The sequence below is a fragment of the Limnoglobus roseus genome, from assembly GCF_008254045.1.
GTDB classification, from domain to species: domain Bacteria; phylum Planctomycetota; class Planctomycetia; order Gemmatales; family Gemmataceae; genus Limnoglobus; species Limnoglobus roseus.
On record NZ_CP042425.1, the window covers coordinates 7,043,738 to 7,067,529 of the forward strand.

A 23,792-nucleotide genomic window follows, 5' to 3' on the forward strand; every position below is an offset into this window, starting at 1 on the left:
TCGAAAGCATGAGCCGCACTCTGCTCGTCTTGTTCGCCCTGTCCACCACGGCGGTACCGCCACCGGAGGCGCGGCCCGACGAGGCACTCCGCGCCGCGAACGGGGCCGCCCGTCAGGGTAATTTCTCGCTCGCCGACACACTACTCGACCAGAGCGCAGAGCGGTCGCGCGACCCCGGACTGATCGCGTTCAACCGGGCGATGATCTGCTTCGAAATCGGCGACTACCGTGAAGCCGAGATGAACTACGTCCGCTGCCTCGACGACCGCGCGATCCCCGAGGAACGCCGGATACAAGCAGTCTACAACCGCGGCGTTTGCCTGCTTCACCGCGGAGAGGACGCAAAGTTGCTACGAGTGGCGATCGGGTGCTTCGAACAGTGTCTCGATTCGCCCGCGACGGCCGGCACACTTATGCAAGACGTTCGCCACAACCTCGAACTCGCGAAGTTACTCTGGGGTCAAGCCCGCGCGAAGCAGAAAGAACCGCCGACGCCGAACGAGTCTTACGAACCGGAACCGCCCCGCGCGAAGCCGATCGAGACGACGCCGGATGACATCGGGACCGAACAGAATGCGAATCAACAAGCCAACCGCGATCCAGCCGGCACTCAGATGAACCCGTCGCCGCGCACCGGATCGACGCCGAACGCCACGGCGGCACAGCAGACGCCGGGAGCCGGCACGATGCCGGTGGTCAGCGGTGACGCGGCCGAAGTCCAGAAGCTGTCGCCGGAAGACACGACATTGTTACTCGACAAGACGGACGCCCGGTTGCGGCAGGCGCGACAGAAGAACGAACAAATGCGCGCGGGACCGGAGCGGCCGAATGTTCGCGACTGGTAATCGCGCAGTCTTATTCTTGCTCCTCCTCGCGTCGCCGACTGCGGCTCAGGAGTTCGCCGACGAAGACGCGCCGGCGATTCATCAAGCGCGGCCGAACTTCTACAACGCCGTCGGCGGCCGGAACCTCAAAGTCACGTGGTCGGCGGAACCGACCACACTCTCCGTCGATTCCGAACTGACGCTGACCCTGACCGTCAGCGGGGCCGTCAACCCGCAGCGTGTTCGGCGGCCCGACCTGGCCGCGATGCCGGCCTTCAAATCTCGCTTCCAACAGATCACAGCCGGCACGGACCCGCCCGTCGAGAAAACTTCACCCCGCGTCACCTTTACCTACCGCCTTCGGCCGCGGGACGAAAGCGTCCGAGATGTCCCGGAACTCCAGTACGACTACTACTCGACCGCGACGGGAAAGCCCGAGACGAGATACCTCGACGCGATCCCGTTGCAAGTCACGGCGGCCGCCGTTGTCCTGCCCTCGCCTCTGCCACTCGACGGCCCGCCGCGGCTATTCCGGCTTCCCTCCGAGGCGGCATTGCAAAGCAGGACGAAGCACGATCCGAACTGGTGGCACTGGCGGGGACTGCTCGTCGCGATGATTCTCGCCGTGGCCGGGGGAGTCGCGATCTGGCGACTTCGTAACCCGAACGGGCGGCGATTCGCTCGGGTTCGCCGTCACCGGGCCGTTCGGAATGCCCTCGACACAATGGATCGCGCGTCCGAATCGCTCGAACCACTCGCGCTTGTGTCGAGCGCCCTTCGCCGCTACTTCTGGGAGCGTCACGGCTTGCCCACGGTCGCGTCACCGGGCGAACTCGAAACCGCCTTTCGCGCGGCCGCCATTCCCGCAGAACGGATCGCCCCGGCGGTGGAACTCCTTCGCAAGATCGACGCGGCTCGGTTCGGCGGCGATAGTGACAACGCGCTGTCACTGATCGCACTGGCGCGCGAACTCGTGTTGACCTGGGAGGGCGTCGAATGATCGCGGCCCTTCTGTTATTGAGCTTCGCCACGGCTGGGAACGTAACAACCCCGGAGCAGGACTTCGAACAGGGCGTGAGTTTGCGGGAGAACGCCCGGGCGGCCCGCGAGTCGTTCGCGCGAGCGGCCCGCGGGTTCGACCGCGCGTGGGGCGAATCCCCCTCGCCGGGCCTGGCGGTCGCGCGGGGGCGGTCGCACTTCCTGGCCGGCAATCTGCCGCAATCGCTGGCGGCACTCCACGCCGGGCTGGCGCTCGCCCCCTACGACGCGGAGTTGCAGGCCGACCTGCGGGCCGTGCGCGGCACGATCCGCTACCCGGAACCGGCCGACCCCAACTTGCGCGTGCGGCCCGATGAGTGGGGCGGCCTTCGTTCTCGCGTCTCGCCGTGGGATGCTTACTTCGTGGGTATCACGTTCGGCATCGTAGCGGTGGTCGGTAGCATCTTCTTTTTCACGACCCGGCCGCGGTGGTCGGGCGTCGTTGCCATCGTCGGGTGGGTTGGAGTCGTCGCGAGTGCGGCATTGGCCTGGAAGATTGGCAACACGGAAGTACGGCCCGTCGCGATAGTGACGACCGACACGGTTCTACGGCGGGGGAACGGAACGAGTTTCCAGCCACGGACACCCGAACCGCTGCCGCGCGGGACAGAACTCTGGGAGGTCGGCAGCCGGGGGGGATGGCTTCAGGTCGAATTGCCGGGCGGGGCGATCGGGTGGGTTCCGGAACAGACTGTGCTGAAGTGACGACTATCGCTCGATCGCTTCTTTCATCGGGCGGCGTTTGACCATGGTGATTTCGTTCCCGCCCGAACTGTGGGTGACGGTGTCGAAGAAGGTCCGGATGAGTAACAGGCCGCGGCCGCTCCCCTTGTCGATGTTGCAGCCCTCGGTCGGATCACAAACTTTGGTGGGGTTGTACCCGCGGCCCTCGTCTTTTACCCGCACCATCAGCATCGGCTCTCGCGTGGCCCGCACCGTGATCGTCACCCGCCGCCGCTGGTACGGGTCTTCGTGCCCGCGGCGCTCGACCGTTGCGTGGTACTCGTCCCAATCGCCGTTCTTCAACTCGGAACTGATCTCCAAGTTGCCGTGAACGATCGCGTTCACCACTGCTTCGTGGACGGCCACGCCGACTTGCATCCGCTCCGAATCTTCGAACTGCCGCATCTGCCGCATCATCGACTCGACGTGCGACACGACCGGCCCGACGAGGTCGGGGTTATTTTCGATCACGAACTCGTGTTCGACTGAAGTCATTCGCCCGAGGAACACGGCCTGCTGCGCCTGCGACGACGCGACCGAGAGGAGTTCGTCGAGCACCTCTAATACGTCGCGCTCAAGGTTCCGCTTCGGCAGGTAGTTCGACGCGCCGGCCTTCAGCGCCCGCACGGCCAACTCCTCGCTGCCGAATTCCGTCATTACCAACACGGGGACCGACGGCACCTCTTCTCGCAGGGCCGCGACGAGTTCCAGCCCGTCCATGCCCGGCATGTGGATGTCGCTGATGACGGCGTCCGGCACCTCGGCCCGAACGGCCGCGAGCGCGTCGGCTGCGTTGTGGGCGTGAAGCACCCGATACCCTTCCGCCGCGAGAATCCGTTCGAGGTGGTGGAGTTGTTCGGTGGAGTCGTCAACCACAAGGATGCCAGGCATGAATTGCGTTCCCTCTCGCCCCGGTGAATCGGAGAACGGGACGCTGCTAGAGTTCCAGGGTGCCGAACCCGGAGGTCCGATCGTAAAACATCGCAACACCCCTAGCTTAATAACTTTTGGTGGTCCCGCGATGATCCGTCTGACCGTGCCGACACAGTCCCGGAGTCAGTTTGTTGAGATTACCGAAGAGATTCAATCACTTTTGCTGTCGTCCGGCGTGAAGACGGGTTCCTGCATCGTCTACGTGCCGCACACGACGGCGGGCATTACCATTCAGGAGAACGCCGACCCAGACGTGGTCCACGACATCCTTCTCTGGCTGAATCAGCACGTGTCGAAGAACTTCCCGGGCTTCCGCCACGCCGAGGGGAACAGCGATTCGCACATCAAGGCGAGCCTGTTCGGGAGTAGTGTGACCGTCCTGATCGAGAATGGTAAACTCGTTTTCGGCACGTGGCAAGGAATCTATTTGTGCGAGTTCGATGGGCCGCGCACGCGGTCCGTGTTCGTTCAAATCCACGGGAGCTGACGGAGAAGCCGACAACCCGCCCGCCATTCTCCTGGAAATGATCGAATGCTCGACCGCGTCGCTTGACGTGGAAGCGCCGAGCGGATTTACTCCACTGTAGCCTGAAAGTTCAGGGCCTCTCGTAGCGACCCCTACCGCACGGATGCCGTCATGACGTTGATTTCCCCCGACGTGATCGCCGAGTTAAAAGGACTTTCGGTCGGGGCTGGCGGCTTCCTCCTCCTCGTGGGCTTCCTCCTCTGGGGCTTCGGCTGGCGGTGGCACCGCTTCTGGGTTGTCTTCGGGTTCACCGCGGCGGCGGGCATCGTGGGCATGACTTCGGGCAAGGCGGCGGGTGGGCACATCCTCGTAATGGGCCTTTTGCTCGCGTTCGCGGGCGGCGTCCTCGCCATTGAGTTGGCCAAACTCCTCTCGTTCGTCGCGGGCGGTATCGGCTGTTGGCTTGCGGTGCAGGCCGTTATTCCGCAGGCGCAAGAACTGTGGGCCGTCTTCTTGGCCGGCGGCCTGTTCGGGGTTTTGCTCTACCGCCTCTGGACGATGATTCTGATGAGTCTGCTCGGCGTTCTCGTCTCCTGGCACGCGGCCTTCTCGCTCGCGCAGTCGGGGGGCAGTTACGACGCGGTGAAGTGGGTGACCGAGCATTCTGCGGCCGTGAATAGTGCCGTGATCGTCGTCACGTTGCTCGGCGTTCTGATGCAAACGGTGACGGCCGAGAAGGCCACCAAGAAGGCGGAGGGCGGCGAGAAGAAAGCGTCCAAATCGAAGCACGAAAAGCACGAAAAACACGACTCACACGACCATTCCGCCCACAAGGAAGCCTCGTCCTCGTGGTGGAAGCGCCTTCCCGGCCTCAAGGCCGCCTGATAAAGTCAGGGGCGTACCGATCCCCCTGCCCCGATGCGACACTCGCTTCCATGTCCGCCATCCTTGAATCGATTCAGGTCGGTCTGCCGCGATTTCACGGCCAGCCGGGTGCCGTCGATCCGATGGACCGACCGTGGGCCACGGCGTTCTTCAAAGAGCGCGTGGACGGGCCGGTTGAAGTCGGCTGGGAGACACTGGCCGGGGATGGCGTGTCCGACCTGGAGAACCACGGCGGTCCGGACAAGGCCATCCTCGCTTACTCCGCCGATCACTACCCCAACTGGCAGGATCAACTCAACCTGCCCGCCCTCCCCTTCGGGGCGTTCGGCGAAAACTTCACCATCCGCGGTCTGAGCGAATCGACGGTCTGCATCGGCGACCAGTGGCGAATCGGCCCCTGCCGGTTCGAAGTGTCGCAACCCCGGCAGCCCTGCTGGAAGCTCGCCCGCCGCTGGCGGATCAAGGAACTGCCGGCACTCGTCGTGTCGTCCGGCCGCAGCGGTTGGTATCTGCGCATCCTGCAAGCCGGGACGCTCACCGCGGGAATGAACCCGTCCCTCGAACACCGCCCGAACCCCGATTGGTCGGTCCAGCGTGCGAACCGCGTGTTCTACCAGTTGAAGAACGACGCCGAGGCGAACCGCGAATTACTCTCGGTGAGCGAGTTGTCGATCAGTTGGAAGGAACTCCTCCGATCCCGCGTGGCCTGAACAAGACTCGCCGACTTGACGACAGAAGTCTTGAACATGATCGACCTACTGCTATAATAACACAACCTTCCTGACTAATTCAACGATCAGCCCTTCCGCCACCCACGGGTTGTCTCATGCGAACCCTGCCCCACCTTTCGATATTGGCACTCGTTGTCACGTGCGGCCAATTGACGGCGGCCGACCCCGCGCCCAAGTTCTCGTCCGAGCAGGTCGGCTTCTACGAGAAGGAAGTCAAGCCGCTGCTCCAAAAGCATTGTTTCAAGTGTCACGGGGCGGGCGAGAAGATCAAGGGCGGCTTGAGCCTCAGCACGCGAGCGTTGACCCTGACCGGCGGCGACACGGGCACGGCCGTGGACCTGACCTCACCCGAGAAGAGCCTGTTCCTTCTCGCGATTACCAACAAGCGGCCCGACGGCGGTGACGTGATGCCGCCGAGTGGGAAGTTGCCCGACGCCGACATCGCCGTTCTGACGAAGTGGGTGAAGGAAAAGCTGCCCGTCTCGGCCGCCGACCTCGGATCGGTCGAACCGGCCCCCGCCGAGAAGGCTTCGGTCATTACGGAAGAGGCCAAAAAGTATTGGGCCTACCAGCCCGTGAAGCGGCCCGCCGTGCCGGCCGTGAAGACACCGACCCGCAACCCGATCGACGCCTTCCTCGCGGCCAAGCGGGAAGCCAAGAGTATCCCGGGCAACGGCCCGGCCGACCGCGTCGCCCTCGTTCGCCGCGCGTACTACGACTTGCTCGGTCTGCCGCCGACGCCGGAACAGGTCGATGCGTTCGTCAACGACAAGTCGCCGAATGCATTCGCGAAACTCGTCGACGAACTCCTCGCCTCGCCGCACTACGGCGAGAAATGGGGCCGCCACTGGCTGGACGTGGTCCGGTTCGCCGAGACGAACGGCTACGAGCGCGACGGCCCGAAGCCGAACGCCTGGCGGTTCCGCGATTACGTCATTCGCAGTTTCAACGCGGACAAGCGGTACGATCAGTTCATCCGCGAACAAATCGCTGGCGACGAGATGCCCGGCGACAACGCCGACGCCGTCATCGCCACCGGCTTCTACCGCCTCGGCCTCTGGGACGACGAACCGGCCGACCGCGAGCAAGCCCTCTACGACGGCTACGATGACCTCGTCACCGTTACCGGCCAGACGTTCCTGGCCATGACCCTCAACTGTGCCCGCTGCCACGACCACAAGAAAGACCCGATCCCGCAGGTCGATTATTACAAGCTCGTCGCCTTCTTCCGCGACATCCGCCCGTTCAGCGACACCCGGGGCACGTCATCCTCGACGAACTCGACCGACATCACGCCGGCCGACCGCCGAAAGGTTTACGAAGGCGAATTAAAGGAGCGTCAAGAGAAGCTCGCCGAGTTGACAAAGAAGATGGTTGCGATCGAAGACGAGGCGATCAAGACGATGCCCGCCCAGGACCAACGGGCCGCGGAAGGCGCGGACCGCCCCCAAGTCGTCGCAAAACTGCCACAGGTCTTCACCAACGAACAACGGCGAAACTACAACCGACTGAAGCGCGAGCGTGTCGACCTCGAAAAGAAGCCGATGCCGAACCAACAGTTCGCCCTCTCGGTGAACAATTGCGACCCGACCCCGCCGCCAGTCTTCGTCCTCGCCCGCGGCAACCCGCATGCGCCGAAGGAGAAGGAACTGTGCCAACCGGGATTCCCGACCATCCTTGGCCTTCCCGACCCGGAGATTGCAGCCGCGAAGGGCGGCTCGAAAACGAGCGGCCGCCGCACCGTGCTGGCGAACTGGATCGCTTCAGGGTCCAACCCGATGACGGCCCGCGTGATGGCCAACCGGGTGTGGCAGCACCACTTCGGCCGCGGCATTGTCCCCTCGCCGAGCGACTTCGGGAAACTCGGCGAAACCTCGACGCACCCCGAGTTGCTCGACTGGTTGGCTAGTGAATTCGTCGAACCGACGGCCGGCCAACCTTGGTCGGTGCCCGGCGAAGCCTGGACGTTGAAGCGTCTCCATCGCCTCCTGATGCTCTCCGACGCCTATCAAATGTCTTCGACCGCGAACGCAAAAGCTCTGGCCGCCGATCCGTCGAACGGTCTCTTCTGGCGGTTCAACATGCGGCGGCTGGTCGCGGAGGAAGTCCGCGACTCGATCTTGAGCATGGCCGGCAAACTCAAACTGGAGGCGTTCGGCCCGAGTGTGTTCCCGAGGATTCCACAGGAAGTGCTGGCCGGCCAGTCCGTCCCCGGCAACGGCTGGCTGCTCTCCCGCGGCGGCGGCTACGACCCGAAGAACCCCGACCAGGGGAACCGCCGGAGTGTCTACGTTCACGTGAAGCGATCGTTACAGGTGCCGATTCTGATTAATCACGACCAGGCCGACACCGATTCGAGCTGCCCGGTGCGGTACACGACCACCGTCCCGACACAAGCCCTCGGGATGCTCAACAGCGAGTTCACGAACGAGATGGCCGCTGCGTTCGCGAGCAAATTGATGTCAGCCGCTCCCGGGGATCTCTCGAAGCAAGTCGCCCGTGCCATCCGCCTCACAACGGGCCGCACGCCATCGGATTCGGAAGTCCAAAAGGACGTTGCGTTCATCCAGACGATGAAGGAAAAACATCGTCTGAGTGATGAAGAAGCTCTCGCCCGCTACGCCCTCCTCGAACTGAATGCAAACGAGTTTGTGTACCTCGACTGACTATCCCGACGAGGAAGTTCCGAACCCTTGCTCGCCCTTCCTTGTCAGTTCGTCGAAGGCGTATAAACTTGAAGAAGCAGGCGGGGTAGCTCAGTGGTTAGAGCAATCGCTTCATAAGCGATGGGTCGCCGGTTCAAACCCGGCCTCCGCTATTGACGGAAGTCCTGATAGCCGAAGCACTTACGCTTTCCTCTCGACGGTCGGGAGTGCGGCACGAATGGCCTCTAGCTGCAGTAATTACTGCAGGGAGTCCCTTGTGGCCCACTCGTCCCCGGTCAAATTCCCGGATTTACTGCACCACAAACCGTCCGGCCGGGCCTACGTCATGGCCCGCACCGGCAGCGGCAAACGAAAGCCCATCTACCTCGGCGTCCACGGCAGCGAGGAGTCGCGGAAGGAGTACGCCCGGTTCATCGCCCGCCTCGCGGCACAAGCCCCGAGTGCCGTCGCCCCGACCTCGCCGAAGGACGACCCGGCCCCCGACCGGACGCTGAACGAGGTCGCCGTGGACTTCGCCCGCCACGTCTCCCTCTACTACCCGCCGAAGTCGTCGGAGGCCCGGACGTTCAGACTGACCATGCGGCCGATGGTCGAGTTCTTCGGCCACCTACCGGCCGTCGAGTTCGGCCCCAAGTGCCTGAAGGCGGTTCAGAAGCACTTCGTCGGCGGGGGACTGTCGCGCAAGGAAGTGAACCGGCGGACGGGCATGGTGAAGCGAATGTTCAAGTGGTTAGCGGCCGAGGAACTCGTGCCGGCGTCGGTGTACCAGGCGTTGACGGCCGTGGAAGGGTTGCGGCGGGGGCGATCGACCGCGGCGGAATCGGAACCCGTCCTGCCGGTCAGTGACGAACTGGTCGAGCGGACGCTGCCGGTGTTGAACCGCTACGTCGCGGGGATGGTCCAGGTCCAGCGACTGAGCGGCTGCCGGCCGGGCGAACTCTGCCGCCTCCGCATGGCCGACGTGGTGAAGCTAGAGCGGGTGTGGCTGTACGAGCCGGCCGAGCACAAGGGGGCACACCGGGGCAAGAAGAAAGTGATCGTCATCGGCCCGCGGGCGCAGGCGATTCTGGAACCGTTCCTGCCCCCCGACCCGACCGACTACGTCTTCTCCCCGGTGAGGGCGGTCGGCGAACTCTTGGCGGCCCGAACGGCGCGACGCAAGACGCCGCACTACCCCTCCCACATGGCCCGGAACGCGGCGAAGCGGAAGGCCGACCGGAAGCGACCGCCGCGGGCGTGCTACACGTCGAGCAGCTACGCCAAGAGCATCGTGAAGGCCGTGCAACGGGCGAACGCCAAGCGGCCCTCGGACGACCAAATCCCGCACTGGCACCCGCACCAACTCCGGCACTCGTTCGCCACGGTGGTCCGCAAGCGACAGGGGTTGGAAGCGGCTCAAGCCTCGCTGGGGCACGACCGGATGAGCACGACGGAAATTTATGCGGAGAAGAACCTGGGCTTGGCGATCAAGGTGGCGGAAGAGAACGGGTGAGACGGAGAACGGCCCCCGGCGGTCGGGGGTCTGTTTTGTCGGCGGTGCCCTACCCCGGCTCGGTTCAGATTCCCATCGCCTTGAGTTGCCGGGCGGCCTCTTCCGACGCGCGTTGTCGTTCGGACGGGGAGCGGGACGGGACGCCGACGACGGCGGGCGTGCCGGTGATGGCCGTCAGGAACCGTTCGACGGCCTTGATCGAGGTCATCACCCGGCCGGGCGTGCGGGCGTGTTCCAGGTGGACGCGAACGCCGTCCGGGGCTGTCGCGCCGCGGTTACACCACCGCGACAGGGAGGCGGGACTCATGTGGAACGCCCGCGCGGCCCGACTCAGGGTTACGAACCCTTCGGCCCGGAGTGTCTCGATCGTGGTCGTCGTCTGCACGGATGCGATTCCTCGTGATTGGTGGCAGTTGAAATTCAGTTCGATTCTGTCGGACGGGTAACGGCGATACGTTGCAGTGCGGGCCGTGAAGCAGCCGGGACACGCGGCTTTCCAGTTCGCTCGAATACCATCCGACGTGAACTCCGATTCGAGAACCGACTCGCCCGCCACCCCACACCGCACAATGCCGCGCCGCGACGAGCGGCGGTAGGCAGTGTGCTGTCTTCTCGAAGAGAAGACATGTTCTTGTCTCAACCATTGAGACGCTACCGTCTCAATGGTTGAGACGCTACCGTCTCAATGGTTGAGACGCTTGGTATCGAGTCGCGGGGTCGGGAAGATGCGGTACACGGAGGCCGATTTGCCCATCTCACCCCGCCGCTTCCGCCGGAGATACCCCGCCGTTCGGAGTTCCTTGAGTCGCGCGGTGACGGTGTTCGTGCTGACCTTAAAACGCTTCGCCAAACGCCGCGTACTGGTCCGGCACAGCCCCTTCCTCTCGCACGTCCACAGCCAACACCAGATGGCGACCGCGAGCGGGTGACACGGCGTCGCCGACTTGATGAACTGCCGGTAGCCGAGGTTCTTGCGGACCACAGGGTGAAGCAGCTTTCGGTCCTTTCGCCTCGCCGCACCTTGCTTCGGTTGCGCGGGTGAGAGAGAGGTGGGAAGGGGTTCCCCGATGAACTCACCTTCCGTAATTCGCCCCACGATCAAATCGGCCTCTCTGTCCGTCGCCATGCGGAGAAAGCCATCGGGCAGAGCCTCCCCTTCCTTCATCCATTCCCACGGGTAGGCCGTGGGGCAGTGCTTCGCCCACGCCGATCCCGGTTTAGGACACAAGGTGCTGATCACTTCCGACCTCCTTTCTTCTCGACACCTGACGCGAAATCGAAGTCGAAGCCATCTCCCTCGTATGCTTCAAAGGTTTGCGTGTCACCCTTGAAACGTAGCCGGATGTGGTTGTCGGCTTGGCCGTGAACGAAGTGCCGCTTTTTCACACAGTGGAGTTTCGCCGTGCCGTTCTCGCCGCGGAGGAGCACATACCCGTCGTCCGTCTTGTACTCGATCGAACTGGAGCCGCCGAACGAGGCCAGACTGAGTTCCGCCTGATCGTAGTTCGCGTTCCCTTTCGCGCTCCGCTGCTGGGTGATGGACGAGATGACCAAGAACCCGGCCCCTTTGTGCGTCGCCCGCTTCAACTCGGCCAACACCTTCTTGATCCGCATCCGCTCGTCCGCGACCTGCTTCTTTGGATCGTTCGAAGTGTCGAACTCTTGCACGTAATCGACCACGGCGAAGGCCGCCTTCACGGCCTGCATCCTCGCGAAAAGATGTTCGGTGGTGAACGGCTCAGACAGGAAGTCGATGCGGGACCACACGTCCTGATTGTTCGTCAAGGCGTGTGTCGCCCGCTGGGCCTCCCCGTCGTTCATCTCCCCGTCCATGATCGCGCTGACGGACACGCCGGCCAGACGCGACGCGATCTTTTGAACCAACTCTTCCCGCCTCAAATCCACGCATGCGAACACGCACCGGAGGTCCGGTTGGTGTTGCAGCAACTGTGTTGCGATTTGCGCGGCAGCCGTCGTCTTCGCCGCGGCGGGTTGAGAGGCGACGCCGACGATCCGCCCCGGCCGCAAGTCCAGTTTTTCAAACGGCGGCCCGACCGTCCACCGCTCGGGCTTGTGGTTCAAGTTCGCCAGTAACGAGTTGGCGACGTCTACCCCGTTACAAGGCAGCATCAGCGCACCGCCTTTCGGACGTGGGCGATCCCGTCGCGGAGTTGCTTCACGACCTCGTCCGCCGTCAGCCCCATCTTGAGTGCCGGTTCCTCCAGTAGCCCGCGGATGACGGCGTCCGCCCCGTGCAGCGCGAAGGCTTCGGACAGGGCCGCCGCACACCGAAACAGAGTCACGGCCCGCCCCGGTTCCTGCCAGTCGGCGAACCCGATCGCGTCGCGGACGAACTGCGGCACCACCGGGCAGAAGGAAGGGGCGACCCGGCCCGACGAACCGAACGGCCGCGCCGTGGCAACGTAACTCGCCGCCTGATGCCAATCCTCGGCCAGTTGAACCGACACCGAGGCGGGGGTCGGCGGTGACGTTCCGGCCGGATGGCGGGCGGCACGACGGAACCCATCGGCGTCGAGTCCGAAGAGTTCGTCGACGTCGAAATACCGCTTGTACAGCCCGGATGCCCGGTGCCGCGAGTTCGGCAGTCGGAACACTCGCTGGCGATCATAAATGGCCGGGTCGATTCGCACGCCGGCCTTGCTGGCTATCGTCGTCGCCAGCAGTTTCGCCACGTCGGGCACCCGCTCGCTGGCAGTGAACCCGGCTGGGGAGACGATCGAAAGGTGAAACCCTTTGCTCCCGGAGAAGTACACGCCGACGCCGTCGCCGTACCTCCCCTCAAGGAATGTGTACAGCGTGCGGGCGTCCGCCACCGCCGCGGCGAGGTCGTCCGCACGGTCGATGTCGAACGGCAGTCGCGAACACGCGGCCGGTCCGGCATACCCTTTCGGCGATCCGTGCCGGCGGACGTGCGACCAGTAGACTTCCGGCGGGAACTGGTAAACGGTGCCGTAGGCTTCACCGTCGGTCCACCGTTCGACCCGGTCATCTAACTCGTGAAACGCGCAATAGAGCGGTTCGGCGTGGATCACTTCGCGGTCGGCCGTAAGCGCACCCCGGACGAACCCGCCGACGTGATCGGCGGGCGGTTCGGGAGCGCGGCCGACCCGAAGCGAAGTTGCTTCGGGCGGGACGCACATGCTTACGCCCCCGTCTTTTGGCTGGGATCGTAACCGAACGGGTTCACGCCATCGGCCGACGGCTCGTTCGACAGGAACTCGACCCGCTCCACGTCGTTCCGGGTCGGGTCCTCCTTCTGGAGAGTGACGAGGAGTTTGACTTTTACGAGGCGACCGGCTGGCGGGAACGGGGCTTTGAGATCGACGGACGTGGACAGGCCGAGCGGCTTGAGCGACTGTTTGGAGCGGCCCGCGTTGGCCGCGTCGAGGACGAAGTATCGCCAGAGGATGAACGCCGCATTCGGACCGTCGATCACCGAGAAGCGAATGCGGTAAGCTGGCTTCCCAGACTTGGTCGTTAGCAACTCGCCGCGTTCCACGCGGGCCACATATGAGCCAGGTGGAATGAAGGTGTTCCCGTCGGCCGCGTCGAAGGCGCTCAGATCGAAGTCGCCGGGGGCACTGTCGAAATCCGACAGATCGCCGCTGCTGAAGTTGAAGTCCGTCGCCATAGCTGCAATAATCCTTTAATGGGTTGCGTAGAAAAAGAACAAGTCGATCTCACACCGGCCACCCCCAGCAACGGGTAGCCGTCACGCTTAACAATCTTTCGTTGCCAAGCGTTGCACTTCTTCCGCCGGGATCATCACCCTGCGACCGAGACGTATCACATGGAGATTGATTGCGAGTGACCACCGGAGCGCAAATGAGGGGCGTAAAAGTGGTGGATTTTCGCCCGTGCAAATCACTGCACGGACGCACGCCAAAAAAAGTGCCTATAATGTAGTTGTCCTCGTGGGGATGACGGTTGCCAGCCGTCTCGGTGGTTAAGATCGTTGCCAGTTCGCCGTTTCGAATCAGGCCCGCCCGGATTGCCGTCCGCGGCGGGCCTCTCTTTTAACAGATAACCGCCGTCGCCTGCCGACCGGCAAGCCAAGCCTCGATCTGGTCTCGACGCCAGTATTTCCCGCCTCGTTCCCCCGCCCGGAAGCACGCCGGGAGTAGGCCGGCCAGTTCAAGTTTGCGCAGCGTCGGCCGCGAGAATCCGGTGAGTTGCATCAGTTCAGGCGTGCGGACGATGCGCAGGCCGAGGCGTGCGGGGTCGATGGTAGCTGTCATGTCAGTCTCCTGAGTTGGGCAGTTGGTTGGGCGGTTCATCATCATAGATTCATCCCGACGAGGCGGAGGCATTTTTGCGAGTTCGTGTGAAGGCCTTTCCAACCCTTTCCGCATATGTTGGTTTTGAACCAATCCTTGCCGCGATGCTGCCTTGAAGAACTATATCGCCGGGAGGCTGACAATCTGAGGGGCAGGTTTTGGAGGTAAAACTGGCCGCAGACGCGAATGGCTGACCGATACCCTTGTTCGACTTGGCCGCCGAAATCCTGACATTTAGTTCCGGCCTGATGAAGCGGCAGAAGCGTGTACGGATCGCACATCTCCTCCCGCCCGCTTGCACACGGTCGGCCCGCCTGCTACCGTGATACCGCCTCCCGCACCCTCCGAGGCTGTCGCATGTGCCCTGCGTTCATGGTCCTGCTCGCCGTCGCGCCGGTCGCCGCATCCGCCCCAGTCCCGAAGGGTGCGAAACGGGCCGACTACTTCCCCCTCGCGGTCGGCCACAGGTGGGAGTACACGGGCGACAACCCGCACACGACGGAGGTCACGGGCGAGGAGGTTTCTGCTGACGGGAAGACGATCGACTTCACGGTGAAGATGACCGGCACGGACGGGGGCGTATTGACCCGCGTATTTCGCCGCAGTGACGAGGGCGTGCAGTTGATCCGCAACGGCACCGGCGACAAGCTGAACGAACCGTTCCGAGCGCCCGTGACGTTCCTGCCACTGACGCTCAAGGTGAAGGACAAGTGGCAGCGGGTGTTCGACACCGGCACGCCGCCCACGATTACCTACGCCTTCGAGGTCCGACCGGCGGAACAAGTGAAGGTGAATGGCCAGACGTACACGGCCACGCCGGTGAAATATTACGCCGACAAGGCCGGGGGCGGACGTGCGGGGACGACGTGGTACGCGGACGGCTACGGGATCGTGAAGGATACCGGGGCGAGTTACGAAGGCGCGTCCGAACTCAAGGCGTTCACGATGGGTAAGTGAAAGTCACCGGTCAACGTCGCGAGGGCGGTCGGACTTGAACACATACCTTTCCCAGATCGGGGTTCCTCGATTCCTCCTGTGATTGTCCTCGTCGTTTTGTGTCAGAGTGATTCTGCTTTGCGTCGGGCCCGACCGAAGTGGTAAGATTTCAACAAGCCAGACGGCGGGAGTAGCTACCTGCCGAATCCGTTAGGCTGCGCGTTTCGCATCCTCGATCGCGCAGCCTAACGGATCACTGGCCAATGAGGATGTATGGTGAAACGCTTTTTTACAGAAGCCAGGCGATATTTGGTCGCCGTCCTTAAGTACAGTTTCTTCGGATATGAAAAGATCGAAAAAGGTACTTGTTTAGCGCCCCATCCGGCCCCAGGGCAGTCGAACGCGGGCTGATCTGGTAGTATCGCGGCATGGACGAGCCTGCGTGTCCCCGCTGTCGGGATCTCCTCAAGCGTGTCGCCGAACTCGAAGCCCAGGTCGCCGAGTTGACCCGGAAGCTGGAGGAGGCCGTCCGCGCCGGCAAGCGACAGGCCGCCCCGTTCCGCAAGGGGCCGCCGAAGCCCGACCCAAAGCCGCCCGGCCGCAAGTCGGGCGACGCCCACGGCACTCACGGCCACCGTCCGCCGCCCCCGCCCGAGCAGGTCGCCGAGTGCCACGAGGCGCACCTGCCCGACGCCTGCCCCCACTGTCGGGGCCGCCTCGTCGAGACCGGCACCGCCGACCAGTATCAGACCGAGATCCCCCGCACGCCGCTGATCCGCAAGTTCCGCGTCCACGTCGGACACTGCGAGGGGTGCGGCAAGCGCACCCAGGGCCGGCACCCGCTCCAGACATCCGACGCCCTGGGTGCGGCCGCCAGCCAGGTCGGCCCCGACGCCCAGGCCGCGGCCGCGGTCCTGCACACCCAGATGGGCCTGTCGCACGGGAAGGTCGCGTCGGCCTTCCGGACCCTGTTCGGCATCACCCTGACCCGCGGGGCCAGCGCCCGGATCGACCTGCGGGCCGCGGCCCGGCTCGAACCGGACTACACGCTGATCCTCGACGACGTGCGGTCGTCCGAGCAGATCGCGGCGGACGAGACGGGGTGGCGGGTCGGAGGGCACCCGGCCTGGCTCCACGCCTGGGTCGGTGACCGTGCCACCGCGTACGGCATCGACTCGAAGCGCAGTGCCGACGCCCTGGAGCGGGTGATCGGAGCGGACTGGTCGGGTGTCTTGAGCCACGACGGGTTCGCCTCCTACGAGCGGTTCGAGGGGGCGATCCATCAGCAATGTGTGGCCCACGTGCTCCGCCGCGCCCGCGACCTGCTGGCGACCGCCACCCGCGGGGCCGTTCGCTTCCCGCGGCAGGTGATCGCGCTGTTCACCGAGGCGATCCACTGGCGGAACGGGTACGTGCCGGGGACGTGGACCGACAACCAACTCGACGCGCATCGGGTGTCGTTCGACGACCGCCTGCTGGATCTGGTGCGCCGACCGCGGGCGGTGCCGGAGTACGCTACTCTGGCGCGGCACCTGCGGAACCACTTCGAGCAGTGGTTCGCGTTCGTGTTCGACCCGCGGATCGAGCCGACGAACTGGAAGGCCGAGCAGGCGATCCGCCCGGCGGTAGTGAATCGTAAGGTCTGGGGTGGGAACCGGACGGCGGCAGGTGCGCAGGCGCAGGGCGTACTGATGTCCGTGTTCGAGACGTGCCGCCGCCAGACGCTCTCGGTCGTGGACCACATCAGCCAGACGTTACGCTGGTTCGGCAACCGGCTCCTGACACGCCCGCCGCTGTTCGGGTGATGAACGAGCACCGGAAACGGAGGAAGGCCAGATGCGATTGCCGGAGAAAGAATGCGTGAGCGGGAGAGAAGGAAGTCGTGTCCATTAGTCGCCAACAGGTGACCAACGGGAGAGCCGTTGGTACGTGCGTGGCGGCCAAGAAGAACCAGGAGCGAAGCGGAGCCGGAATGGATAAGGAAGCAGTCGCGGTTGAATCCGTCCGCCAATTCGTGTGGTCGGGTTTTTACGATGCCGACGGGATCGTCGAGATGATCGACGAGGCTGTGCTCAGCCCGGGTGAGCTTGATCACGGCTGGCTCCGAGCTCGCATCGAAGAGGAGTTCCGCAAGAAGCGTGCGGACGAGCTGGCCTGGCCAGCCATCACTGACTGTGACCGCTTGGATCAAGTCTTTGAGTTGTTGGAGCAGCAAGGCATTCTGGCGTTGCAGAACGCGGGCTATACCCAGGACAACGGCCTAGACGATGTGACTCAGTTCTACCACGAGGCTGGTGGTGAGCAGTCGGGCATCGGCGGCTACTGCTTCTACCACGGTCAGGATCTGGAGCGGGTCATGGAGAACGGTGATCTTCATCTTACCTATGGCGATATCCGCGGCGACGACGAGAAAGGCATCGAAATAGGCCGACGGATCAAGCGAGCCTTGGAGACGGCCGGCTTCACCGTGGTTTGGGACGAGGCCATCAAGACACGCCTGCTAGTAAAGGGCATCAAATGGCAGAGACGGCTATCCGAGTAACCGATCGGCGAACGAGACCCAACGAGTTGACCCGCTAAACAAGTACCGAAAAAGTCAGCAAGTTTGCTCCCGTTGCCATCAGCACCATAGGGATCGGCATGTTGATTTCCGTGGCCAATTTTTACTTCAATTCCACCCTAACCGCTTCGGTCAAGCATGGCGATTGGACGTACACGTCCACGGGATGCCCATTAGGACTGGTCGTGTTCATTTCCGTTGTCTTGATATGGGTGTTCGCGTCCATGATTGTTGCTGCATTTCGGTTTCGAGCAACTTCCAGATTGGTCATTTTGGACGAAGTGAGGAACGACGAAGACTCAGGCAACCGTTGCCTTCATTACCGAATCATTCTGAAAAACGACTCGAAAAATACCATCGACGATTGCGTCTGTGTCATCGAGTCCTCCCATCCCCCGATACCCCACCTCCAACTGGTTTTGCATCGCACTGGCACTCCGATCCATCAGCCGTCGTCGCTCAGTCTTCAGCCAGAACGAAGGCAGGAATTTGACCTTTGCCGCATCACTGAAGGTCGCGAGATAGTCGAATGGTGTGGCATGAGTGGAGCAGCGGTCGATTCGCCGCTCGGCGATTACGTGGTCACGGTTGTCGCCTATGGTAAAGACATCCTCCCAACGAGAAAAGCATTTCGCGTCCGACCGCATGGAAAGGCATTGATCCTCTCGCCCGCAGGGAATTAATTCCCATTTAGTTAACTGCGAGAGAAACGTGGAATTTACGACACGTCATCAGTGTGGGGCCGACGTGCCATCATGCACTCTACCATGAGGCACCGAAATGACCATCGAGCGATCGAACCCGAAACGTGACAGAATGCCCGGGTTGATTCTGTCCGTCCTCACCGTCATCACGTCCGGCGCGATCACCGGTTGGTGCGCCTACCGCTTGCAAGCGTACCACATGCCCGGACTGCCGGAACCGGACTTCGCCCCTCTCGCGCTGGCATTGTCCGCTCTCCCGACGGCCTTGTTCCTCCTCGCCACGGGGGTCGGTCGGCGGTCGGTCGCCTTGCTGATAAGTGTGCCTATCGCGGCGGTCGTCGTGGCCTTGGCCCGCGTGTACGCCATCTCCACCGAGTTATCGGCCCCGTGGACGCATGGGACGGGCCTGATCTCGTTGGTCGCGTGGGGCGGCGGCGTGGGCGTGTCCCTCGCCTTCGTCGGCATCGCTACGGTTGTGGCCGTCCGAAGGGTTCAGCGTTGAACTAATCCACCCACCCATAGAGGCGGCTAGGGCGGGGGACATGGTGACATCCTGAGGTTCGAATTCAAGATCCGGCCTGCACGCACCGACTGGGTATCACGAGTCGAATTCCGTCGGGCCAGACGATGGCGAGTAAGATCCACCTCTGACGGCCTGTACAGCGTACTAGCTAATGATGACACGAGGACTGTCGGGTTCCCGGGCGCGGCCAGATGACCGCCGCCGACCGCGTGTCCGCTTCTCCGACGACGACCTCGCCGACCCTAACCCGAAAGGATGACTTCATGGCCGACAACAAGCCCACCCCCACCGACGACCGGCGGTTGAGCGAACAACTCGGTGCCGTGGCCGAACCGACCCGCCTTCGAATCATTCGTCTGTTAACGAGCGGCCCGCGGTCGGTGGGCCAGATCGCCGACGGGGTCAAAGTGGAGATGGTGAATGCGTCGCACCACCTGCGGTTGCTGACGCGAGCTGGTGTGTTGACCGATACGAAGAAGGGTCGGCACGTCGAGTACCGGTTCGCCGACGGCGTGTTCGAACCGGCGACGGGCGGGCCACACCTCGGCACCTTGCACTTAGACTCGTGTCGCCTGACGATCGAGGGGTGACAACCACAGGCGGTGAGGTGCCTCACGATCACGTCCCCGCCCGCGCCGCCTCCCGCGCCTACCCATCGGCGTGTTCGGCAACGCCGATGGGTAGGCGCTTCGACTTCTACGTCGGAGTGAAGCAGGTTAAACGATTCGTGCAAACTCTTCGGCGTGAGAAATGGGCCATGCGTGACTGCCGGCGGCGCAAATGACGAGGGCCGCCTCGGGGATCGCCGCCGCGAATCGCTCGGCGAGGTCGGGCGGAAGCGTACCGTCCCGACCGCCCCAAGCGACCGTCGTAGGCACCCGCAATTGGGCCGCAATCCCGAGTACATTTGCCGCGAAACAAACGGCGAGGTGGTGCAGAACCGTTCGCGGGTGCCGGACCGCGTTTCCAGCTACGTCGACCCACGCCCGGCGAACCAGCTTCCACTCCCGACCCAGGTCGATCACACCGCCGACGATCATTCGGAAAACATGGGGCCGTTCGATTGCCCCGATCGCGTCGACGAGGATGAGCCGTCCGATTCGCTCCGGGCAGACGTGGGCGACATGGGCGGCGACCGCCCCGGCGTGCGAATGGCCGATGAGGGTGACGCCAGACAACCCGAGTTGACGGAGGACATCCGCCACCCACCGGCCGTACCCGTCCAATGACAAGGGCACATCGAGGCGTTCCCCGTTCCCGCTGCCGGGGACTTCCACCACGAACACGCGACGGTCTTCCGCCAGTCGTTCGACAAGCGGCCGATAAGTCCTTGGCAGGGCGAACAGGCTCGGCAGTAGCACCACCGGCCTCCCCGCCCCGACTACGGCTACCCGCCCGCGATGCCCCAAGGCGTGGAGTTCGGTGATCGGCCAGTGACCGGGGAACGTATCCGTCGCCATGGAGAATAACGGGTTAGGACTAAGGGGCGTTGGACTGGCATGGTGGGTCGGTGCAAGGGGAACCACCGGTGAAACGACTTTCATCCGTCCCTGCCCGCCGCCGGGGTAGAGTGCTGGTGGCGTCACGGTACGAACACACGACCCCCGCCGGTATTCTCGGCGGGGGTCTCAATTACATCAGACCCACATCCCTCTCACACCTTCTTTGCGAGTGTGCCGATCAGTAGACCCGCGCCGAACCCGATGAGGAGTGCCGGTGCGGGGTGGTTGCGGATCAGCGAACTCACCTCCTGCTCGAAACTCCCGACCGTCTTGGCGGTGGCGTGGTAGGCGTCCTCGGCCCACCCCTCGACGGCGTGTCCGGCGTCCTTGGTGGCGTCGTAGGCGTCCGAGGCGGCCCCGGCGATCTTCTGGCCGACGTTCCCGGCGGCGTCACCGACCTGTCCGGCGGCGTCCGTCACGGCGTTCTTCACGGTGGCGACAATGCCCCCGCCGTGGGGCGAAGGCGCTGAAGTGGTCGGCTTGTTACCTTGGGGATTATAGTGGACCCCATTTGCGAGACCAAAAACCGACGAATTTAAGCTACTCCTTCGCCGGCTCTTTTGACCGTCCGGCCCGGTACACCTCGGCCGGGGTCTTGTACCCCAGTGACTGGTGCAAGCGGGCCTCGTTGTAGAAGGTGAAGTACGCCTTCAACCCCCGCTCCAACTCGGTCACCGTCTCGTATCCCCGCAGGAACACGTCCTCGTACTTCACCGTCCGCCACAGCCGCTCGACGAACACGTTGTCCAGGCACCGCCCCCGGCCGTCCATGCTCACCCGCGCCCCGGCCGCCTCCACCCGCTCGACCCACGCCCCGGCCGTGAACTGCACCCCTTGATCGGTGTTGAACACCTCCGGGGTGCCGGCCGCCAACGCCTCGTCCAGCATGTCCCGGCAGAACGCCCCGTCGAGCGTGTTCGACAACCGCCAGGCCACCACGTACCGGCTGTACCAGTCGATGGTGGCGGCCAAGTACATGAACCCGCCGGGCAGCGGCAGGTATGTAATGTCGGCACTCCACACCTGCCCGACGCGGTCGATCGGCACGCCGCGGAGGAGGTACGGGTACACCGGGTGGCCCCGCCCGGCCGACAGCTTCGGCTTCGGGTGGATGGCTTCCAGGCCCATGACCCGGAGCAACCGCTGGACCCGCTTGCGGTTCGCCGGGTGGCCGTTGCGGGCCAGCCACCGGGCGATCCGCCGGCTGCCGTAGAACGGGCAGGCCGTGTACTGCTCGTCGATCCGCCGCATGAGGGCCAGGTTGTCGGCCGACTCCTCGGCCGGCCCCCGGTAGTACGTGGCCCGGCCGAGCCCGACCAGTTGGCACTGCCGACGGACGCTCAGGTCGGCGTGCCCGGGGTCGATCAGCGGCCGCAGGTCGTCAACCGAACGTCGCAGCTTTTTTTTTCACCCAGTCGAGCTCGACCTTGAGCCGGCCGATCTGCTCGTACAGCGCGGGTGTCTGGTCGTCGCCGGGGGCGACCGCCTTCGCTCCGGCGGCGAACACGGCCTCGGCCCCGGCCAGGAGTTGCTTCTTCCACCCGTGGATGAGGGTCGGGTGGACGCCGAAGTGGGCGGCCAACTCGTTGACCGTCTTGTCGCCCTTCACCGCGGCCAGAGCGACCTGGGCTTTGAACGCCGCCGTGTGGGTCTTCCGCTTCGCCGTCATCAGGACCACCTCCGAGGGCCGCCAGAGTAGCTTACCTGGCGGTCTCAGTTTCGGGGTCCACTATAGATTGCTCATCGTAATCTCCGGATTGGTGTGACGCAGAAGTTAGCGTTTCGCTACCGGCTTGGTGCCGGGTGGCTCCTTTTGCGTCCGTTGCCCGTTCGGCTCATGGGTCGGTTCGGCTTGGGGGTTGCCTGCTTCGTTCGTCTGATCCGAAGCGGCGGTGGCAACGTCGGGGCCGTTGGATGGCTTCGGGTCGTTGTTGCGGCCGCCCTTCTGCTCGTCGTTGGGTACGGGACTCGCCATGTTACTGTCTCCAGTTGATCGCTTGGGCAGGCGAAAGGTCGCACTATTGATACCGACCCGAGAGGATTCCGATCAATCGACCGCCCCGATTTACTGGGGCGGTCGATTGATCGATCAGGGGGCAAAGAACGGCGGCGGCCCGTACACCGGTCGTGCCATGCCCGGTCGGGCGTAGCCATTGTTCGGGTAAACCATGCCGGGATAGCTCATCCCCGGATAACTTGTGTTCGGGTAACTCATGCCGGGGTAACTCGGCCCGTAATAACTTGTGCCGGGAGAGTTGGTGCCGTAGTAGCCCGGCGAGTTGTACCCATACCCACTTTCACACCCGCATGAGGCCGGGGCGTAGGTAGCCGCCTGCGCCCTCTTCCGCTTGCCGAACGCCGAAGCGTCCCCGGCTGTCACACCAACCCCGAACGCCACCACGGCGAGTAGCACGAACTGTCGCATTCGATGTCTCCTGTAGAGAGGCAGGCAGCACCAACCGCCCGGGGGCGTCCTCGGCCCCGCCCAATGAGATGCAAGCTGCGCACCTAGCCTGTGACTCCCGACCGTTTGGCCGACTCTCCCGACAGGAATTGAGGCGGTGGACGAGTCGCCACACCGACTCTGCTCGTTGTCACATCGCATCGGACTCCGGGTATGCCCGTTGCGAGATGTCAGACTGCTCTGCCCTCCCTTCGAATCGGAGTCGTTCAAATGGCAACCATGAAACCTGCTCAAGACACCCGCAAGCGCGACGAGGAAAGCCGGGCCGACGCTTCTGCGTGTCAGATGTCTGGCGCGAGTACGGGCGAACCCAAGGAAGGGGCAAACAACCAAGGCACGCCGGCCGATCCAAAGGACGTGGCCGGACTGCCGCCGAAGCCAAAGAACAGCCAGAAGTTGGATCAAGCCGGCATAAGCGAAGAGTGATCAACGAACGCCTGTGGTTCGACGTTCGGGGGCGGGCGGCGGTGACGATCACTTCCTCGACTTCCTCTTCGCCCCACCGGCCGGCATCGTCACTTCTGCCGGGTCGCGGCCTGCAGGAAGCGGATCAGGAGATAGACCGCGACGAAAAGTAGCAGAGTCGAGAACAGTAACACGTTGTTGAGGTCTTCCATCCCCGGCTACTTCTCCTTCCGCGGTCGCCCCCGCTTCGGCGTCACGGCGGGCGGGGTCAGAGGTTCAAACGCTTTTCTTCGGACGGCCGGGTTTCCGTTTCGGTGTCGGTGTTACCGTAGCACTTTCCTCCGACTGGGCTGAAACGGGCGGAGCAAGGAACACTTGAAAATGCGTGCATTTCACCCCGAGAACCTCACAAATCCTGAACAGCACGTCAGCACCTAGCCGTTCCGCATTTCCCTGCTCTAGCATCCCCAAAAAAGAGCGACTAAAAGTCACGCCGAGCTTGGCAACCTGATCGGCCATGTCCTGCTGACTAATCCCACGCTCGTTTCGAAGTCGTTTGAGTTCATCGCCGAAAGAAGTCGCCACAAACTCTCCCTAATTTTTATTGACAATATATGGTCTAAGACCGTATATTGTCATTGT

Annotated in this window: 28 protein-coding genes and 1 tRNA gene; 15 read left to right on the top strand and 14 right to left on the bottom strand. The window is 63.6% G+C overall.

The annotated features are described in order from the left end of the window. The first annotated feature begins 8 nt into the window (after positions 1 to 8). The 3 genes from PX52LOC_RS30090 to PX52LOC_RS30100 are packed head-to-tail and all read left to right on the top strand — an operon-like array spanning position 9 to position 2,567. On the top strand, positions 9 to 845 hold the full coding sequence (locus tag PX52LOC_RS30090; RefSeq protein WP_149113554.1) for a hypothetical protein: 837 nt from the start codon (positions 9 to 11) through the stop codon (positions 843 to 845). Continuing rightward, positions 829 to 1,824 carry a BatD family protein gene (locus tag PX52LOC_RS30095; protein WP_149113555.1) on the top strand — a complete coding sequence of 332 codons (996 nt, stop codon included), beginning with the start codon at positions 829 to 831 and terminating at the stop codon, positions 1,822 to 1,824. The genes PX52LOC_RS30090 and PX52LOC_RS30095 overlap by 17 nt, the downstream gene beginning before the upstream one ends. Then, complete coding sequence (locus PX52LOC_RS30100) at positions 1,821 to 2,567, top strand: SH3 domain-containing protein (RefSeq protein WP_149113556.1); 747 nt, start codon at positions 1,821 to 1,823, stop codon at positions 2,565 to 2,567. The genes PX52LOC_RS30095 and PX52LOC_RS30100 overlap by 4 nt, the downstream gene beginning before the upstream one ends. 3 nt (positions 2,568 to 2,570) lie before the next feature. Here the strand turns inward: PX52LOC_RS30100 and PX52LOC_RS30105 are convergent, their stop codons facing one another. Beyond that, entirely contained in the window at positions 2,571 to 3,476 is a 906-nt protein-coding gene (locus PX52LOC_RS30105) for an ATP-binding response regulator (protein WP_149113557.1), read from the bottom strand. Between the two features lie 130 nt (positions 3,477 to 3,606). Here PX52LOC_RS30105 and PX52LOC_RS30110 point away from each other — a divergent pair, with 130 nt between their 5' ends. The 6 genes from PX52LOC_RS30110 (at position 3,607) to PX52LOC_RS30135 (ending at position 9,758) form a co-directional block, all read left to right on the top strand. Then, complete coding sequence (locus PX52LOC_RS30110) at positions 3,607 to 4,005, top strand: secondary thiamine-phosphate synthase enzyme YjbQ (protein ID WP_149113558.1); 399 nt, start codon at positions 3,607 to 3,609, stop codon at positions 4,003 to 4,005. A gap of 150 nt (positions 4,006 to 4,155) precedes the next feature. Beyond that, on the top strand, positions 4,156 to 4,869 hold the full coding sequence (locus tag PX52LOC_RS30115) for a hypothetical protein (RefSeq protein ID WP_149113559.1): 714 nt from the start codon (positions 4,156 to 4,158) through the stop codon (positions 4,867 to 4,869). Positions 4,870 to 4,919: 50 nt separating this feature from the next. Further along, positions 4,920 to 5,579: an MOSC domain-containing protein gene (locus PX52LOC_RS30120; protein WP_149113560.1), complete on the top strand. Its 660-nt coding sequence runs from the start codon at positions 4,920 to 4,922 to the stop codon at positions 5,577 to 5,579. Between the two features lie 116 nt (positions 5,580 to 5,695). After that, the gene (locus PX52LOC_RS30125; RefSeq protein ID WP_149113561.1) at positions 5,696 to 8,266 is read left to right on the top strand and encodes a PSD1 and planctomycete cytochrome C domain-containing protein; all 2,571 of its coding nucleotides are present in this window, start codon (positions 5,696 to 5,698) and stop codon (positions 8,264 to 8,266) included. A gap of 79 nt (positions 8,267 to 8,345) precedes the next feature. Further along, a tRNA-Met gene (locus PX52LOC_RS30130) sits at positions 8,346 to 8,418 on the top strand. 104 nt (positions 8,419 to 8,522) lie between these two features. Further along, on the top strand, positions 8,523 to 9,758 hold the full coding sequence (locus tag PX52LOC_RS30135; RefSeq protein WP_168219295.1) for a tyrosine-type recombinase/integrase: 1,236 nt from the start codon (positions 8,523 to 8,525) through the stop codon (positions 9,756 to 9,758). A gap of 64 nt (positions 9,759 to 9,822) precedes the next feature. On the opposite strand, the gene PX52LOC_RS30140 is transcribed toward PX52LOC_RS30135, so the two are convergent. The 6 genes from PX52LOC_RS30140 to PX52LOC_RS30165 all read right to left on the bottom strand — a co-directional run bounded on the left by PX52LOC_RS30140 (position 9,823) and on the right by PX52LOC_RS30165 (position 14,017). Beyond that, positions 9,823 to 10,143 (bottom strand): DUF1580 domain-containing protein, encoded by a 321-nt coding sequence (locus PX52LOC_RS30140; RefSeq protein WP_149113563.1) that lies wholly within the window; start codon positions 10,141 to 10,143, stop codon positions 9,823 to 9,825. 297 nt (positions 10,144 to 10,440) lie between these two features. Then, positions 10,441 to 10,998 carry a helix-turn-helix domain-containing protein gene (locus PX52LOC_RS30145; protein WP_149113564.1) on the bottom strand — a complete coding sequence of 186 codons (558 nt, stop codon included), beginning with the start codon at positions 10,996 to 10,998 and terminating at the stop codon, positions 10,441 to 10,443. After that, positions 10,995 to 11,888 (bottom strand): DnaB-like helicase C-terminal domain-containing protein, encoded by an 894-nt coding sequence (locus PX52LOC_RS30150; protein ID WP_149113565.1) that lies wholly within the window; start codon positions 11,886 to 11,888, stop codon positions 10,995 to 10,997. Before PX52LOC_RS30150 ends, PX52LOC_RS30145 begins: the two co-directional genes overlap by 4 nt. Further along, entirely contained in the window at positions 11,888 to 12,919 is a 1,032-nt protein-coding gene (locus tag PX52LOC_RS30155) for a hypothetical protein (RefSeq protein WP_149113566.1), read from the bottom strand. Before PX52LOC_RS30155 ends, PX52LOC_RS30150 begins: the two co-directional genes overlap by 1 nt. A gap of 2 nt (positions 12,920 to 12,921) precedes the next feature. After that, a complete protein-coding gene (locus PX52LOC_RS30160) occupies positions 12,922 to 13,410 on the bottom strand; it encodes a hypothetical protein (protein ID WP_149113567.1) in 489 nt (162 codons plus the stop codon). 385 nt (positions 13,411 to 13,795) lie between these two features. Continuing rightward, on the bottom strand, positions 13,796 to 14,017 hold the full coding sequence (locus PX52LOC_RS30165) for a helix-turn-helix transcriptional regulator (protein ID WP_168219296.1): 222 nt from the start codon (positions 14,015 to 14,017) through the stop codon (positions 13,796 to 13,798). A 396-nt stretch (positions 14,018 to 14,413) separates the two neighbouring features. Between PX52LOC_RS30165 and PX52LOC_RS30170 the strand changes: the two genes are divergently transcribed. From PX52LOC_RS30170 to PX52LOC_RS30180, 3 genes are all read left to right on the top strand, one after another. After that, positions 14,414 to 15,013 (top strand): hypothetical protein, encoded by a 600-nt coding sequence (locus PX52LOC_RS30170; RefSeq protein ID WP_149113569.1) that lies wholly within the window; start codon positions 14,414 to 14,416, stop codon positions 15,011 to 15,013. Positions 15,014 to 15,420: 407 nt separating this feature from the next. After that, entirely contained in the window at positions 15,421 to 16,797 is a 1,377-nt protein-coding gene (tnpC, locus tag PX52LOC_RS30175; protein WP_149110579.1) for an IS66 family transposase, read from the top strand. A gap of 128 nt (positions 16,798 to 16,925) precedes the next feature. Beyond that, positions 16,926 to 17,534: a DUF6891 domain-containing protein gene (locus PX52LOC_RS30180; protein WP_149110580.1), complete on the top strand. Its 609-nt coding sequence runs from the start codon at positions 16,926 to 16,928 to the stop codon at positions 17,532 to 17,534. A 317-nt stretch (positions 17,535 to 17,851) separates the two neighbouring features. Here PX52LOC_RS30180 and PX52LOC_RS30185 read toward each other — a convergent pair whose 3' ends face one another. Further along, entirely contained in the window at positions 17,852 to 18,199 is a 348-nt protein-coding gene (locus tag PX52LOC_RS30185; protein ID WP_149113570.1) for a hypothetical protein, read from the bottom strand. A 169-nt stretch (positions 18,200 to 18,368) separates the two neighbouring features. Between PX52LOC_RS30185 and PX52LOC_RS30190 the strand changes: the two genes are divergently transcribed. Both PX52LOC_RS30190 and PX52LOC_RS30195 read left to right on the top strand, forming a co-directional pair. Further along, complete coding sequence (locus tag PX52LOC_RS30190) at positions 18,369 to 18,758, top strand: hypothetical protein (protein ID WP_149113571.1); 390 nt, start codon at positions 18,369 to 18,371, stop codon at positions 18,756 to 18,758. Positions 18,759 to 18,970: 212 nt separating this feature from the next. Beyond that, positions 18,971 to 19,369, top strand: coding sequence for an ArsR/SmtB family transcription factor (locus tag PX52LOC_RS30195; RefSeq protein WP_149113572.1), 399 nt, complete (start codon positions 18,971 to 18,973; stop codon positions 19,367 to 19,369). A gap of 126 nt (positions 19,370 to 19,495) precedes the next feature. Here the strand turns inward: PX52LOC_RS30195 and PX52LOC_RS30200 are convergent, their stop codons facing one another. The 5 genes from PX52LOC_RS30200 to PX52LOC_RS30220 form a co-directional block, all read right to left on the bottom strand. Continuing rightward, positions 19,496 to 20,239, bottom strand: a complete 744-nt coding sequence (locus tag PX52LOC_RS30200) for an alpha/beta fold hydrolase (protein ID WP_168219297.1) — start codon at positions 20,237 to 20,239, stop codon at positions 19,496 to 19,498. A gap of 194 nt (positions 20,240 to 20,433) precedes the next feature. Beyond that, positions 20,434 to 20,700 (bottom strand): hypothetical protein, encoded by a 267-nt coding sequence (locus PX52LOC_RS30205; RefSeq protein WP_149113574.1) that lies wholly within the window; start codon positions 20,698 to 20,700, stop codon positions 20,434 to 20,436. 121 nt (positions 20,701 to 20,821) lie between these two features. Continuing rightward, positions 20,822 to 21,953, bottom strand: a protein-coding gene (locus PX52LOC_RS30210; RefSeq protein ID WP_390637529.1) for an IS3 family transposase whose coding sequence is annotated in 2 segments (ribosomal slippage) — positions 20,822 to 21,670 and positions 21,672 to 21,953 — 1,131 coding nt in all. Because the reading frame shifts where the segments join, the coding sequence is not laid out codon by codon here. 102 nt (positions 21,954 to 22,055) lie between these two features. After that, the gene (locus PX52LOC_RS30215) at positions 22,056 to 22,256 is read right to left on the bottom strand and encodes a hypothetical protein (protein WP_149113575.1); all 201 of its coding nucleotides are present in this window, start codon (positions 22,254 to 22,256) and stop codon (positions 22,056 to 22,058) included. Positions 22,257 to 22,370: 114 nt separating this feature from the next. Beyond that, positions 22,371 to 22,706 (bottom strand): hypothetical protein, encoded by a 336-nt coding sequence (locus tag PX52LOC_RS30220; protein WP_149113576.1) that lies wholly within the window; start codon positions 22,704 to 22,706, stop codon positions 22,371 to 22,373. A gap of 249 nt (positions 22,707 to 22,955) precedes the next feature. Between PX52LOC_RS30220 and PX52LOC_RS30225 the strand changes: the two genes are divergently transcribed. Further along, positions 22,956 to 23,171, top strand: a complete 216-nt coding sequence (locus PX52LOC_RS30225) for a hypothetical protein (RefSeq protein ID WP_149113577.1) — start codon at positions 22,956 to 22,958, stop codon at positions 23,169 to 23,171. Positions 23,172 to 23,426: 255 nt separating this feature from the next. On the opposite strand, the gene PX52LOC_RS30230 is transcribed toward PX52LOC_RS30225, so the two are convergent. Beyond that, positions 23,427 to 23,735 carry a helix-turn-helix transcriptional regulator gene (locus PX52LOC_RS30230; RefSeq protein WP_149113578.1) on the bottom strand — a complete coding sequence of 103 codons (309 nt, stop codon included), beginning with the start codon at positions 23,733 to 23,735 and terminating at the stop codon, positions 23,427 to 23,429. Between the last annotated feature and the right edge of the window lie 57 nt (positions 23,736 to 23,792).